The 16334-nt window shown below is 45.2% G+C and carries 8 protein-coding genes; 7 read left to right on the plus strand and 1 reads right to left on the minus strand.

The annotated features are described in order from the left end of the window. The first annotated feature begins 48 nt into the window (after positions 1-48). The 6 genes from dnaK to ACBR23_RS10955 all read left to right on the plus strand — a co-directional run bounded on the left by dnaK (position 49) and on the right by ACBR23_RS10955 (position 7418). Positions 49-2163, plus strand: a complete 2115-nt coding sequence (gene dnaK, locus ACBR23_RS10930) for a molecular chaperone DnaK (protein WP_371114941.1) — start codon at positions 49-51, stop codon at positions 2161-2163. Between the two features lie 264 nt (positions 2164-2427). Next, positions 2428-2739: a four helix bundle protein gene (locus ACBR23_RS10935; RefSeq protein WP_371121194.1), complete on the plus strand. Its 312-nt coding sequence runs from the start codon at positions 2428-2430 to the stop codon at positions 2737-2739. A 64-nt stretch (positions 2740-2803) separates the two neighbouring features. After that, a complete protein-coding gene (locus tag ACBR23_RS10940; RefSeq protein WP_341735916.1) occupies positions 2804-3865 on the plus strand; it encodes a DnaJ C-terminal domain-containing protein in 1062 nt (353 codons plus the stop codon). Positions 3866-4135: 270 nt separating this feature from the next. After that, positions 4136-6604, plus strand: coding sequence for a dynamin family protein (locus ACBR23_RS10945; protein ID WP_371119526.1), 2469 nt, complete (start codon positions 4136-4138; stop codon positions 6602-6604). 202 nt (positions 6605-6806) lie between these two features. Then, positions 6807-7163 (plus strand): KGK domain-containing protein, encoded by a 357-nt coding sequence (locus ACBR23_RS10950; RefSeq protein ID WP_371114939.1) that lies wholly within the window; start codon positions 6807-6809, stop codon positions 7161-7163. Positions 7164-7172: 9 nt separating this feature from the next. Then, positions 7173-7418 carry an HNH endonuclease gene (locus ACBR23_RS10955; protein ID WP_341731118.1) on the plus strand — a complete coding sequence of 82 codons (246 nt, stop codon included), beginning with the start codon at positions 7173-7175 and terminating at the stop codon, positions 7416-7418. Between the two features lie 289 nt (positions 7419-7707). Here the strand turns inward: ACBR23_RS10955 and ACBR23_RS10960 are convergent, their stop codons facing one another. Next, positions 7708-11550 carry a glycoside hydrolase family 2 protein gene (locus tag ACBR23_RS10960; RefSeq protein ID WP_371119525.1) on the minus strand — a complete coding sequence of 1281 codons (3843 nt, stop codon included), beginning with the start codon at positions 11548-11550 and terminating at the stop codon, positions 7708-7710. A 255-nt stretch (positions 11551-11805) separates the two neighbouring features. Between ACBR23_RS10960 and ACBR23_RS10965 the strand changes: the two genes are divergently transcribed. After that, positions 11806-16200, plus strand: a complete 4395-nt coding sequence (locus ACBR23_RS10965; protein ID WP_371119524.1) for a PAS domain S-box protein — start codon at positions 11806-11808, stop codon at positions 16198-16200. Positions 16201-16334 lie beyond the last annotated feature (134 nt).

Here is a 16334-nt window from a genome sequence, read left to right on the forward strand (position 1 = left end):
GCTTATATTGAAAAGGCTAGACACCACGCCACAGGAGACAACAGACGCATGGGTAAAGTAGTTGGCATTGACCTCGGAACAACAAACTCAGTAGTAGCCGTCATGGAAGGCGGCAAACCGGTTGTGATTGCCAATGCAGAAGGGATGCGGACAACTCCCTCGGTAGTTGCTTTCACCAAGGAAGGAGAACGGCTTGTCGGACAGATGGCCAGACGCCAAACAGTTTTGAATCCCCAAAACACCTTTTACGCAGTCAAACGGTACATCGGACGCAAATACACCGAACTGACTCCAGAAGCAAAGCGCGTCCCTTACACAACTCGCCGCGACGACAACGGGAACATCAAAGTCAAGTGTCCCCGGATGAAAAAAGATTTCGCCCCAGAGGAAATTTCGGCGATGGTATTGCGGAAGTTGGCCGATGAAGCCAGCCGCTATCTCGGACAAGAGGTGACGGGGGCTGTAATTACTGTTCCTGCTTATTTCAACGACTCCCAGCGACAGGCGACACGAGATGCGGGACGAATTGCCGGACTTGATGTCAAACGGATTTTAAATGAACCCACAGCAGCTTCTTTGGCTTACGGTTTGGAAAGGCGAGAAAGTCAAACTATTTTAGTGTTTGATTTGGGAGGTGGCACTTTTGATGTGTCGATTTTAGATGTCGGAGATGGAGTATTTGAAGTTAAAGCAACTAGCGGCGATACTCAATTGGGAGGCAATGATTTTGACTCCAAAATTGTCGATTGGTTGGCAGAACAATTCTTAGAAAAAGAAGGCATCGATCTGCGGAAAAATCGCCAAGCTTTGCAGCGCCTCATCGAAGCAGCAGAAAAAGCGAAAATAGAGCTGTCTGGAGTTGGAGTCACGGAGATTAATTTGCCGTTTATTGATGCCAATGAAGATGGCCCTTTGCATCTGGAAACGAGGCTGACTCGCGGTCAATTTGAGGGGCTGTGTAGCGATTTGGTGCAGCGGCTGCGCCGTCCGGTAAAACAAGCTTTGGCTGATGCCAATTTGAGTCCTTCTCGCATTGATGAAGTTGTGTTAGTTGGTGGTTCGACTCGCATTCCTTTGGTTCAGCAAGTTGTTCGCAGTTTGATTGATAAAGAACCAAATCAAAATGTCAATCCCGATGAAGTTGTGGCCGTGGGTGCGGCAATTCAGGCTGGAATTTTGGGCGGCGATGTCCGGGATGTGCTGCTGTTGGATGTCACTCCCCTGTCCCTGGGTTTGGAAACCATCGGCGGTGTGATGAAAAAATTGATTCCTCGCAATACTACTATTCCAGTCAGGCGATCGGATATTTTTTCCACTGCTGAAAACAACCAAACTGTCGTGGAAATTCACATCATCCAAGGCGAACGGGAATTAGGCCAGGATAATAAGTCTTTGGGACGGTTTAAACTAACGGGAGTTCCACCGGCACCGCGAGGGATTCCGCAGATACAAGTAGCTTTTGATATTGATGCTAACGGGATGCTGTTGGTGACAGCTTTGGACAAAACTACTGGCCGGGAACAAAGTATTACTGTGCAAGGTGCTTCGACGCTTTCTCAGCAGGAAGTGAATCAAATGATTCGCGATGCTGAACAGTTTGCTCAAGCTGATAAGTTGCAGCGGGAAAGGGTGGAAAAACGCAATCGCGCTGAGGCTTTAGCTTATCAGGCCGAGCGGCAGTTGCGGGAAGTTGCGCTCGATCGCGGAATGCAGTTTGCTCAAAGAAGCCGCCAACGCATAGAAACTTTAATTCGAGAATTGCGAGACAGTTTGGAACGCAATGATGAGCGCGGAGTTGACCAAGTTGGTTCTGATTTGCAGGATGCTCTTTATGATTTGAGCCGAGAAGTTTCAGCTTTTGCTGATGATGATGACGATGATGATTTCTTTGAGTCGGTGAAGCGTACTTTTTCCGGCGAGGGTAGCAAGCGACGCAGCGATGACAACAGCTATTATCAGAATGCTAAGCCCTATCGGCGATCGACTGTCGATCCAATTCCCGACCGACCCTACGACCGACCCTACGACCGACCCTACGACCGACCCTACGACCAACCCTACGACCGCGATCGAATGGGCGATCGTAGAAGTAATGCTAATCGCCCAACTCGCCCTTATCAAAATCAAAGTGACGATTGGGATGATGACGACGATTGGCTGTAATTGAAGGAAGAAGGAAGAAGTCACCCCCCCCCTGCCCCCCCCAAGGGGGGAGGGAAGAAGGAAGAAGGAAGAAGGAAGAAGCAGATTTTCCGCAAACAATATCTGATGGCTTTTTTCTAACTTCTTCTAGATTTCTTTTTTCTCTCCTCTCTCCTCCCTCCTCCACTACACTAGACTTCTTTGAAATAGATAGAGATTACTATAGTAAGCAAGGAGAAAATCATGTTGTATGACCCATAGAGAACAATACATCTGGCAGCGGGTATTTATCTTTGTCAACTTTGCTACGAATTAACGAAATCATTTCATTCATCTGAACTTTATGGTATTACCAGTCAAATCCGTCGTGCATCTGTATCAGTACCAGCTACCATTGCTGAGGGATATGGACGTGTTACCAGACAAGAGTATATTCGATATTTGCGAATAGCTCTCGGTTCGCTCAGAGAACTGGATACTCATCTAGTCATTTCTGAAAGAGTCGGGTTAGCAGCACCAGATAAAATTTCACCCGTTATTAAAGAAGTAGATGAGCTAACACGATTAATTGTCAGTACAATCAACAAACTACAATAATAAAACTCCTTCTTCCTTCTTCTTCCTTCTTCCTTCTTCCTTCTTCCTTCTTCCTTCTCAAACTATGCAGAACTTTCGCAATTACTATCAAATTCTGGGAGTACCCAGAGATGCTTCCGCCGATGAAATCAAAAAAGCCTATCGACGGCTGGCGAGACAGTTGCACCCTGACGTCAATCCAGGGGACAAATCTGCTGAAGATAGGTTTAAGGATATTAATGAAGCCTATGATATTCTTTCAGATATCGATAAGCGCGCTCAATACGACCAGTTTAGTAAATTTTGGAAACAAAAAGGCTTTCAAAGCAAACAAGGCGTGCGAATTCCCAATTTTTCAACTTGGGGAAACAGTAAAGCTAGCAGCAGAAAAACTGCCGATAATGTCGATTTTAGCGACTACTCAGATTTTAATAAATTTTTCGACCAAGTGCTCGGAAGACGCCGGGAAGTGAGGATGGGCACAGCCAATGATGCACAGCGAGTTAGTTCCCCGGAACCGTGGAGTACGGCTTCTAAGAAAACGAGTTATGTGGCTAATTCTAGGGAACCTAGAAGAGATATGGAGGAGCGGGAAATTAGAAGGGAAGTTAGAGAAACAGTAGAGCGAGAAATTAGAAGAGATATTGAGGCAACGCTGACTTTGAGTTTGGAAAAAGCCTATGCTGGAGGCCTAGAGCGAATTCCTTTAGAAGACGGGCGGACAATCGAAGTAAATCTGCCTGCTGCTATGGTATCTGGCCAGCGAATTAGATTGCGAAATCAAGGCATTGGCGGCGGGGATTTGTATTTGAAAATTACGATTTCTCCCCATCCATTCTTTCGCTTAGAAATGTCGGATATTTGCTGCGAATTGCCACTGACTCCTAGCGAAGCAGTGCTGGGTGGAGAGGTGGAAGTACCCACGCTAGATGGTAGGGTGAAAATGAAATTACCCCCTGGAGTTCCTTCGTCCAAGCGCTTGCGGCTGGCGGGAAAGGGCTATCCGACGGGAAATGGCGATCGGGGCGATCAATTGGTAGAAATCTTGGTATTAATTCCCAAGGAAATTAGCGAGGAAGAACGAGAATTGTACCAGAAATTGCGAGAGGTTGAGTCTTTTAAACCACGTCAAGATTTGTCTGTATAATATAGTATAAAAGAGTTAAATGGTACTCCTTATTAGGTAGAGCCTAGTAAGGAAAATTCCGAGGCTCTGCCTCCAGTTTTTCTGATAGCTTGCGAGGCAGAGCAAGAGTGACATTAGTTCCCATGAAGAGCATGAAAGTTAAACCCGTTAATAGGCGATACTTTCACCAAGCCTAGATAATATAAGTGAAATTACTGTTGCGATCAGCTCTGAACTAGCGGATAATTAACACTCAGATAATCATGAGATAATCAGGAGCCTTCTGCCACAATGACTCAAAATTCGCCTCAATGCCAAAATCTACAAGAACACGTAGAGTCTTTATTGCAACTGCTGCGTCAAGAATCCTCTTTGCGACAACAAGATATTACAGCAGTGCAAGCTTCTTTGAAAAAAGCAATTGCTCCCGAATTTGAAATTGTATTTGCGGGTGCTTTCAGTGCTGGAAAATCCATGTTGATTAATGCTTTATTAGAGCGAGAATTGCTCTACAGTGCAGAAGGACACGCCACAGGTACTGAATGTTATATCGCCTTTGCTGAGCCAGACAAAGAGCGAGTAGTTCTCACATTTTTGAGCGAAGTGGAAATTCGAGAGCAAGCCTATGCTCTTTGTGAAAAATTAGGGTTAACTACTGAACTTAATATTAATCAAACAGATGTAGTGCCACTTTTGTCTCAGGGTTGTAAAATAATTATTGAAAAAGAAGGCGGCGAAAACAAATCGGAATTAGCCAAACAAGCCAAGGCTTTGATGCTGCTGTTAGAAGGTTTTGAAGCCAATCGCGATCGCATTCACACCCTCGAAAACGCCACCTACTCGATGGAACAGTTTAACTTTTCCAATCTCAAGGAAGCTGCTAGCTATGCTCGCCGCGGTAGCAACAGTGCGGTGCTCAAGCGCGTCGAATATTATTGTTATCATCCCCTGCTGCAAGATGGCAATATAATTATCGATACGCCGGGAATTGATGCGCCTGTACAACGAGATGCAGAATTGACTTATAATAAAATTGAAAGCCCGGATACTTCGGCAGTTGTCTGCGTTTTAAAAGCAGCTTCGTCAGGGGAAATGACGACGGAAGAAACCGAGTTGATGGAAAAAACCAAGGGAAATCCGGGAATTCGCGATCGCCTTTTTTACATTTTCAACCGCATCGACGAAACTTGGTACAACACCCAACTGCGACAGCGCTTAGAAAATCTGATTAATTCCGACTTTCGCGATACTACCAGAGTTTACAAAACTAGCGGATTGTTGGGATTTTACGGGAGTTTGATTAAAAATACCACAACGCGCGATCGCTTTGGCTTAAATACAATATTTGCCGAAAGAGGGCGGGTTGATGTAGATAGTAACTTAGATTCAGAGTCGATCGGTAAAACCCGCCCCTACAATACGGGTAATGGTAGCGAGAATAGCGAAGAAACTCCACAATTTATCAGCGAATTTAACCGCTACTGTGCCAATTCTGGCAAGTTATCTCCCAGCCAATTTCGGATTTCAGTTAACAGCTACGAAACACCGAACGAAAACTACGTGCGGATTCTTGCCGAACAAGGAAGACCATTAATCGAGCAATTAATTCAAGATAGCGGCATCGAAGATTTTCGCAGGGGAATTACCCGCTACCTCACCGAAGAAAAACGCCCGCAACTGTTCAAAAACCTCGCCGACGATTTAGAAGACTTGTGCATTCAACTGCGGAAACACTACCAAACAATCCAGCGGAATTTGGACAGTCAGCCCCGCGAAATTGAGGCGATGAAAGCACAGGAACTTCTGCGGTTAAATCAAGAATTGCAGCAAGTAGGACAGGATTTTCGGGAACATATCGCCACAGAAATCAATGAAATGATTATGAATAAATGCGATATTTTTGATAACGATTTTCGGCAACTGCAATCTCGCATGATTCGGCGCTTAGATGAATTATTAGATAGTTTTTCCGTTGAGGCGGCTTACGGGCGCACTGTGATTGCTCATCCCCGCAATGCTACAGCACCTTTAATTGCTGTTTTAGTTGAGGCGCTTTACTATTTAGCCAATCAGTTAGAAGATATTTTAGTAGAGTCTACTGCTTCATTGGTTGCTAATTTTTTCCAGTATTTGAAAGACAGCGTGCGCAAGTCTGAATATTATCGATTACTTTATCGATTGTTGGGGAATGACGGGGGAATTGAACAGCAGTTAGAGGAGTTGTCAAAGCAGGTTTCTGATGCTTTGGTGAATGCGGCCGGCGTTGAGTGCGATCGCTACGTGCGAGAAAGTCCCCGTTTTTACGACGAAGACACGTTTTCCATTTATCAATTCCGGCAAACATTGCAGCAAACATCCCAAGGTTACGACTGCGAAAACATGGTAGATGCCCAACCAGCAATTCGGCAATTATTGCGCCTAGATTTCGAGCCAAAAGTATCGAAAACCATCCGCCAAACCTTCCGCCAAACAGTTAATAAAACCCTGAAAGATCATTTGTTACCGATGGCCCAAAAGCAAGCGGATGATATTTTGCAGAAATACAGTCAAGCCCGCGATTATGTAGAGCAAACTTTAGCCCAGGAAGCGGAGGAGAAGATTGCTAGGAATCAGCGGCTGCAAGGGGAGAATGAAGAAAAGATGGAAAAGTACGATCGGGCTGTTTCGGGGATTAATAGCTGTTTGCAGGCGATGAAGTTGCACGAGCATTTGTTGCCTGTAATTGGACAAAATGATGGTGTTTCGGTGGATGGCGAATGATTGCAATTTGAGCGATCGAAATTCCGGCGATTGGGAATCGCGTCTACACAGACAAAACCCGCCTGCGCGGGTTGAAAACATTTAGCATCGGAATTATTCATTTCTCTCCGATCTCTCTGTGTTCTCTGCGTCCTCTGTGGTTAAATCATCCCGATACAACCAAAAACAACTATAATTACAATAACCCAAACCGGACAATAAAATGAGTGAGAATTTTGATTCACTGAAACGTGACGATGTTGTGTCTCTATATTCGGGTGAAATTTTAGTCACCAACCGCACCTTTACAATCAGTGAGTTTCTTGCAGCGATGCTGACTCTAATAAAAGATCAAGGTGGATGGACAGAATTAAAAGAAATGTGGTTTAGAGAAGGAATAGATTGTAAAATACTTAAACCAGGTGCTAAGAGTTGGCAAAGAGGAAAAGTGAGAATTACTTTAGAGTTTGAGCCGGAACAACTGGAAGTTGCAGAAATTACCGAAAGTGGAAAATCAGCAGATACTAAAGTCGTTTCTCCCCTCGATGATTTGCGTCAAAAAATGCCGAAAGAGAGTTAGCCAAACAAGATGACTAAAACCCCTAGAATCCCCATTCCCCCAGAAGTCAGAAAATATGTATTCACCCGCAATAAATACCAGTGCCAAAGCTGCGGCCAAACCAAACAAGAAACCCAACTCTCGATCGACCATATCATCCCCCTAGCCCGCGGCGGCAGCAACGACATCAGCAACCTGCAAACCCTATGCCGCACCTGCAACCAAAAGAAAACCGACAAACTAGACCCCCGCTTCCGGCGTCACTTTGACCTTTGATATTTAACAGTATTAAGCATAATACATAGGCGGGGGCGGGTTTTTGAGATTGTCGGTTTTTGGCAAATATTGTTGGTGAACCCGCCCCTACAGGAATCATGGTCAATTGACCGGACATGATATTACGCATGGGACTCCAGAAACCGGGTTTTTTATGAAAATACTTCGTTACAAACCACAGATTTAGTAAAAAACCCGGTTTCTTTGGTCGAAATGCGTCCAGGACTAAAATATTCATCTCTCTCCTCTCTTCCTCTGCGCCCTCTGCGCCCTCTGCGGTTAAAAAATCTTACCATCGATAATAGCGATAAGGATTATCCCCATTCTCAAAATCAGTCCTATAATCCGAGTGATAAAACTGATTACTCGAACCCTTAAACACCACCCCATCCTCCTTAAAACTCGCCCCCAAATTAGCCAAAATCTGAGCATTCGCGCGAGTTTGTCGCCAGCGAGTAAAACGCAAATAAGTCTTAGTATCAGCATTCAAACCATCCGGGTCAATCTGAGAAAAAATCGCCACACCCTTACCTACAGCAACCCGACTTAACAAACCGTCAGCACCAATTTCTCCCCCAGACTTAATCAACCAACTATCATAAAAAGAGCGCGATCGCAAATCCGAACCACTAACCCCCTTCACCTCATCCCAACTCGGAACCGCCAGCGAACCACCGAAATTTTGAACAGGCTGCAAACCCACACCCAAACCAGCAACAGGCACTTTTCGCGGCAAGAAAAACACCTTGCCGCCAGCATTCAAATAACCCCGCAAATCAGCATCTTTCACATTGGCCTCGACCCCGATAATCGCCAAACCAACATCTGGAGAAAGCCCATTAGCCCGCTGATAAATTACCCCCAAATCATCCAACTTCTTCCTATCCCGATCTCCCCCAATTAAAACCACTTTATCCGGCTTCCCAGAAACAATAGAATTCATCCCATAACTCACAAGCTTCTGGACTAATTGCGCCGCCCCAGCATCCGCAGCAAAATGGTCTTCCAAATCCAACTCATTTAAAATCAATCGCCCTTTTCCATAATCCAATTCCATCAACGGCGAATAAGCTAAATCAAACTCCGACTCCAAAATTGGTCGCCAAGAAGTGCGGTGAGGCTTCTCAATAGAAGCGCTGCTGACACCCCCATAATTTCCCCAATGCCAGCCATACCAATGTGAATTTTTCTCGCTCAATTTTCCGACCGTATGAACAGTATCTGGATAAGCTTCAATCAAAGTGCTTTGTCCTATCCAATCCCGCAAATCAGCCTCGTCCAAACCGCTAACTGCCTGGTGGTTGCTATTAATTGGATAAACTCGACGGCTGATGTGTTGTGCAATCCGCAAACCCATATTTCGCAGCCATTCCCTGCTTTGGGAAAACACAATTACCTTACCACCATTCCGCACAAAATTTTCTAAATTTCCAGGCAAATTTTGCCCGCTAGAAAATGCTTCCCTACCAATAATTAGTAGGGGCAATCCCCCCGTGGTTGCCCCTCCCGTGGTTACCCCGACATTACCATTCCAAGGCACAAGTTCATAACCTAATTGTTTTAACATCGCCGATGTTTTGCCCACAGGATCGAAGATTGTCAGCTTATCCTTGATTTTGCTTGGATTGTCAAATACCCGGAACGAAAAATTATCAACGTGGGGGCGATCGCCCACCCTCGTACTCAGGCGAATTTCGCCATCAACCTTGCCCGAAACCTTCTGAGGTAAAATCACATCAATGGGGAAAAACAGCGTACCTGCGGTGTCAATAGTTCCCTGTTTATCGCCTTTTTTCACCTCTTTCCCATCCACCAAAACTTGCCAATTAAAACTAAAATTTTGTTGACTCCTAGTATCGTTAATTAATACTATTTGCTTAGCCAGTTTTCCCCCAGCAAAAAAACTGTGGTCTTTGGTGACAAAAGCGGGACTAGCACCAGCAATCCAAGCCAAAGTGGGACTATTATTCTTCATAATTGCCTCGCCACCAGGATAAATATTGTAAGATTCTGGCTGCAAATAATACAGCAGACTCTTCGACATCTGCTTCAAATAGACCCCCCGCTGTCCCGGTTGAAATTCTCCAACATCTACCTTAGTTTTACCAACATCCGAAACTTGCCAACCATGGCCATCACTCCAAGGAATCATCCCCCCAGACATCCCAAAAGTCCGCCAACTGCGCCAAGTATTTGTACTAAATAACTGCTGCAACTTTTGAAAAGCCGGTGCAAAATCTAACTCTGGATTCAGATACCAGTTTTGATACTCCTGGGCCTTAATAAATTTTTCTCTAATTTTATTTTTATAACTCTGACTTTCTAACTCATAAGCCTGTTTACCAAAATAAATCGCTGCAAACTCTGTCATCCAAGGTTCGCTGACAATAACGCTATCGAAACCATCGCGATTTCGCATCATGGTTGCTTGTAGTGGAGTCCCAAATTCCACCACCATGTAGGGCATTTCTCCAGTTTTGCTCCACTCAGAAATCCACTCTTCTCTTTCTTGCAATGGAATCATATTTAAATAAGAATTAAGCGCATAAACATCGCCAAAGTTTGCACCTTGATGTAACATCACAGGTCTAGTTGGATCTACTTTTTTGATAGCAGAATACAGATCCTTTGCCAAAGGTGTGTTCTCCCGCAAACGTTTGTCATCAATGGTTCCCAGGGTTCCTGTTACTTTTTTATTACCTATGCGACGAGGATTTTGGTCGTCATTGTTGCCAAAAAAATTAGGACTGGTTGCCCACATTAAGACTGAGGGATGATTGCGATATCGTCTCATTTCCGTCGCCATTCGTCCTTCCCAGCGTTCTCTTGTTTGGTGGTTTTTCCACTGGCCGTTCCAACCTATGGAAGTAATATCTAAAGCGGGAGCCATAATGGGAAAACCTTTGATGTCTGCTATTTCCGAAAACAGTTCTCGGAAATGCCACCGTCCCCGTTCGTCATGATCCCAAGGCCACATTTCTATGATATTAAAACCGGCTTTAAGGTAGCCCTCAATTAATTTTTGGGCTCCGATGACACTGCCACCTTCCCATGTATCGGAATGTAAGGTTGGTCGCAGCCGTAATTCTGTTCCATTTAAGAAAAATTTACGCCCTTCTATCCAAAATTCTCGGAAGCCAAAAGGTTGGTTGTACTGCGTATTAATGCCAGTTCCTGTTACTTCTAATTGCAGGTTATAAAGGTTTGGTTGACCAAGGTCCCAAATCCGAGGGTTTTTCCAGTCCCACTGGATGTTTACGGTTTGAGTTGGTTTAGCTTTAACTTGGGCTGTTCCGGTAAATTTTTGTTCGACTTGGCCCTTTTCATCGAACATTTGAGCTACTAACTGAATTTGACCGTTTTGTTTAATATCTTTGAGTTCTATATCTAATTTAATTTGGTGGTTTCGGGTGGAAGTTTGAACAAAGACATCGCTAATTAACGGACCTGGGGGTCTGCTAAAAATTCTGACTTCACCGATGATTCCTCGCGAGAAGAGGTTGGATTCTTTGGTGTAGATTTCACTCGGTCCCATAATCACTACTTTCTCTTTTTCTTCGGAGATAGCAGCGACTAAAATCGATATCGTATTTTGACCTGGTTTGGCTACTTTAGTAATTTCAATAGTGCCGTAGGGCCAATCAATTTGACCGCAGTTAATACCGTTGATAAAGATGACTGCATCGGTGCTGACTCTGGCTAAATCGATAAAAATTCGGCGGTTTGTCCAGTCACTGGGAATGTCTATTGTCCGCTGATACCAGGCTTTTGATAGTTGTTTGTTTTTGAAGTTTTCCCACTCTTTGCCAGTGCCACGAGAGATGATTCCTGGTATGACTTCGCTGTTTTCTTCCATCCAGTCTCCGGGTACCTGGATGGAGCCCCAGCTTGGGGATGAGGGGGGATTTTGGGAATTGCCAAGGGCGGGGACAAATTGCCAGGTGCCGTTGAGATAAATCCGATCGCCTGTATTGTCGATCGCACTGGGGTTGGCGATGGTAAAATTGGGAAAGCCGATCGAGATCCCTGAGTTACTCGCAGAATTTGGATTTTGAAGTGTATAACCCATGAATCCGAACATGATTGCTGCTGCCAAAAATAACCCGATCGTTTTTGCCAGCTTGTGATTCACGCTCAGTTAGTCCCCAAAAATCAGCTTATTTGTCTGTTCATCATAACAAAGAGAGGCGCCGATGGGTAGATGGGCAGATGGGCAGATGGGGAGAGACCCCGACGGGGATGTAGCAACAAACAACCGACTTCTTCAAATCTGTCTCAGGGATGATGGCAAGTCGCCCAAAATTATGATTTGCTAGATAAAAAAAACAATTATTAATATCTTTTTAAGTAGTCAATAATTTAGCGCCCTCGCTATAGGTCAACCAAAATGAGTCCGCTTCAGGTACTACCTTTACCCATTAAACCTTACAAAATTGCTGGATTTGCCACCAGCACGGCGTTACTGCTGACTATTTTGTTACTGTTTGCATTTAAGGCAACTTCTGCGATCTTATTTTTGGTCACTGCAATGGTCGCGACTTGGTATGCTGGTCTCAAGTCCACAGAAAAAGAACTACAAACAGAACGAGATATTATTGCCAAAGTCATTAACATAGCCGCCTGTTTGATTGTAGTTCTTGACAAGGAAGGACGGATCGTCCGTTTTAACGAAGTTTGCGAAAAAACCACAGGCTACTCCTTTGCTGAGGTCAAAAATAAATTTGTTTGGGATTTATTCTTGGTTTCCGAAGAATTAGAGCAAGTTAAAAATATTTTTAATCAACTAAAGACCGAAGATTTGGTTAGTAAATATACTAATTATTGGCTCACAAAAACTGGTGAGAGGCGCTTAATTAATTGGTCAAATACAGTCATTGTTGATGGCAACGGCTTGGTAGAATATGTCATCGCAACTGGTGTCGATATTACTGACTGTCGCATGGCAGAAATGGCCTTAGCTTTATCCTACAGTGAGCTAGAAACTAGAGTCAAACAGCGAACGGCAGAATTGACAGTAGCGAAGGAAGCGCTGCAAGCTCAAGAAGAACGATTTCGCTCTTTAAGTTCCTGTTCGCCGATGGGGATTTTTATGGCGGATATTCAGGGTCGCACTACCTATGTAAACCCCCGATGTCAGGCTATTTATGACATGACTTTTGAAGAAATTTTAGGCGATAGCTGGCAAAATTACATTCACCCAGAAGACAGGGAGCTAGTGTTGACTCAGTGGCATAATTATACCCGCGAAGGTGGAGAATATGCGATGGAATATCGCCTGCAAATATCCGAGGAAATTTGCCCTTGGATTAATGTTAGTTGCTCCCCCATGTTTTCTGACTCTGGGGAATTGATGGGACACGTTGGGACTGTTCGAGATGTCACAGAACGTCAACAAACACAAGCAGCTTTATCCAGCAGCGAACAGCAACTGAGAACACTGTTAGAAAATACGCCAGATATCATTATCCGTACTGACAAACAACTGCGTTATGTCTATGTCAATCAAGCAGTAGCCAACAGCCAAGGACAACCGGTTTCATTTTTTATTGGTAAAACCAGTGCCGAAATCGGCATAGATCCAGAAGTGTGCCAACTCTGGGAAACAACTGTTCACAAAGTTTTTGCATCTGGTAAAGAAGCAATCATTGAATTTCAAGCACCTTCAGCCAAGGGCATCAGAACTTATCAATCTCGCGTAGTTCCTGAATTTGACAAAGCAGGTGTAATTCAATATGCCTTAATTGTAGCGCGAGATATCACCGAATTGAAAGTTGCAGAAGTTCAAAAAGCGCAACTGACTATAGAACAAGGGGCTAGGGAAAAAGCGGAAATAGAACAACAACGATCGCGCTTTTTAGCAGAAGTCAGCAAAATGCTCGCAGCGAGCTTTGATGGCGAAACTGTGTTGCAAAATATCGCCGAATTAGCCGTGGAAATGGTAGCACAGGGTTGCTGGATTCATCTGAGGGAAACCGATGACCAAGTTCGCCTAGTCGCTGTTGCTCACGCAGAAGCATCCAGGCTAGATCGGAGGAATTTGTTGACGGTGGGAAATATTGATAATCATGTTTTACATGGTTATCCCTTAGTAATTCGCACGGGAACATCTGAATTAATTAGTGAGTTAAATCCAGAAATCTTAGCAACAGTATCTGGAAATGAAGCAGAACTAGAAGTATTACGCTCGCTCAATATCGGCTCCCAAGCTTGCGTACCGATGACGGCGCGGGGACGAGTCATCGGTGCTATTACTTGCTTTACATCTGAGTCCGATCGCCACTACAATTCGGCAGATTTAGCCATGCTAGAAGACCTAGCTTACCACGTCGCCCTAGGTCTTGATAATGCCAGACTTTATGCAGAAGCCCAGCAAGCACTGGCTCAAACATCCGAATCCTTTGCCTTAATTGACTCGCTATTGGAAGCATCTCCTTTGGGGATTTGTTTTTTGGATCGCGAAATGCGCTACATCCGCATCAATCAAGTCTTAGCAGAACTCAACGGTTTGTCAGCCGAACAACATTTGGGTCAAGACTTCCGCCAACTGTTGCCAGAATCCGCAGCCCAATATGCCTGGATAATTCAGCAGGTTATAGATACTGGTGAGCCAATTTTGAACGTCGAAATTAGCGGTGAATCTAAGGGAGAAATGGGTGTTTTTGGCCATTGGGTAGGTAATTACTATCCAGTGAAAAATGAAAATGGAGAAACCATAGGAGCTGGCCTAATTCTGACAGATATTACGGTAGCTAAACAGACAGAAATAGCTTTGCGAGAAAGCGAAATACGGTTCCGCAGTGTCGTAGAATCAAACATGATCGGTATCGGTTTTTGGGATAGAGAAGGCGCAATTACTGAAGCTAATGATGCCTTGCTAAATATGCTGGGATATAGCAGGGAAGACTTGGTTTTGGGAAACCTGTATTGGTCGCAAATTACGCCACCGGAACAGGCCGATCTCGATCGCATAGCCTTGGAGCAAATCTCAGCATTCGGGAGTTGCACACCTTTTGAAAAATTCTACATCCGCAAAGATGGCACGCGCTTGCCAGTTTTGATCGGCGCGGCACATTTCCAAGGATGCCAAGACAAAGGTTCGTTCTTTGTTCTCGACATTAGCGATCGCAAACAAGCAGAAGCAGCGCGATCGGCAATCAATCAAACTTTAGAAGCCTTGGTTCAAGCCTGTCCTCTGGCAATTACCGTTTTCAACTCCGAAGATGGTGTGGTAACACTGTGGAATCCAGCGGCAGAAAGAATTTTTGGTTGGAAGGAATCAGAGGCACTTGGTCACTTTTTGCCCAATGTTCCTGCCAATAAACGGGACGAATTTACCGCTAAGTTGAAAGGTATTCGGGAAGGAAATGCGATCGCCGGAGTGGAAACTAAGCGCCAAAGGAAAGACGGTACACTGATCGATATTGGTTTGTGGGCAACTCCCATACATGATGGCAAGGGCAATATTAATTGTATGTCGATCGTCGCTGATATCAGCGATCGCAAACAAGCCGAGGCAGAACGCACCGAATTACTGCAACGCGAACGGGCCGCCCGGGCCGAAGCCGAAGCCATCAACCGCCTCAAAGACGAGTTTTTAGCGACTCTTTCCCACGAACTGAGGACTCCTTTAAATGCGATTTTGGGCTGGGCTCAGGTGCTTCGCAGTCGCCCCTATAATGCAGCCACCTTAAGCCGTGCCCTGGAAGCGATCGAGCGTCAGGGAAGGGTACAGACCCATTTGGTGGAAGATTTGCTCGACGTTTCCCGGATCATTCAAGGTAAGTTGTCTCTGAAAACTGGCTGGTTGGATATAGTCAAGACGATCGACGTGGCGATGAATTTAGTCAGTTTTGACGCCCAGGCCAAGTCTGTCACCCTCAACTCACAACTTGACCCCGCACTGGGATTGATCTGGGGAGATCCTCACAGGTTGCAGCAAATAATATCGAATTTGCTGACCAATGCCGTGAACTTTACACCGTCGGGGGGCACAGTGGTATTGCGTTTGTCCAGGGAGTTGGGAGGTTGGATTCCGAATTTGACAGAGTACGGCGAAGTTGCCACGAATTCGCCGCTACCCCTGACTAATTACCTGCAAATTCAAGTCAGCGACACCGGAAAGGGCATTTCTGCTGAGTTTCTGCCCTATGTGTTCGATCGCTTCCGCCAAGCTGACGGCTCAATTACTAGGGCTAATAATGGTTTGGGACTGGGATTGGCCATTGTCCGCCACTTGGTGGAACTCCACGGCGGGAGTGTCACAGCAGAAAGTCCCGGTCTAGATCTAGGTGCTACATTTACGGTGAAACTGCCACTAAAACAGCCGAAAAGTCAGAAGTCACAGTTGAGAGGGGACAGGAATTCCGGGTTTTTGCCTCCTGGAATTCTGGCGGGTTTGAAGGTTTTGGTGGTTGATGATGAACCTGACAATCGCGAACTTTTGACTGTGATGCTTTCGGAGTCGGGTTCCGTGGCGATCGCTGCTGGTTCCGCGGCGGAGGCGATCGAGATTTTAGGCAAGTTCCAGCCGGATATTTTGGTGAGTGACATCGGTATGCCGATCGAGGATGGTTACTCTCTGATCCGCAAAATTCGATCGTCCCCATCTGCTCTCACCAAGCGCTTGCCAGCTATCGCCCTGACAGCCTATGCTAGGGAAGAAGACCGCGCCAAGGCGATCGCCGCCGGCTATGACGAACACTTAACCAAACCCATCGAACCAGCTCAATTCGTAGCAGTTTTAGCCAAATTAGCAGGTTTGAACGAAAACGATTTTCACTAGCTTAGTTGTTACCAGGGTCTGCCTTTAATATCAAATCCGGTAGCATCTGAATGATTCAGATCTCTATTCTCTCCCTCTGTGTCAAGAGTGTTCTCTGCGGTTAAATCATTCCGATGCAGCCGGAAACGATATAA

Source organism: Microcoleus sp., from assembly GCF_041354475.1.
GTDB lineage: Bacteria > Cyanobacteriota > Cyanobacteriia > Cyanobacteriales > Microcoleaceae > Microcoleus.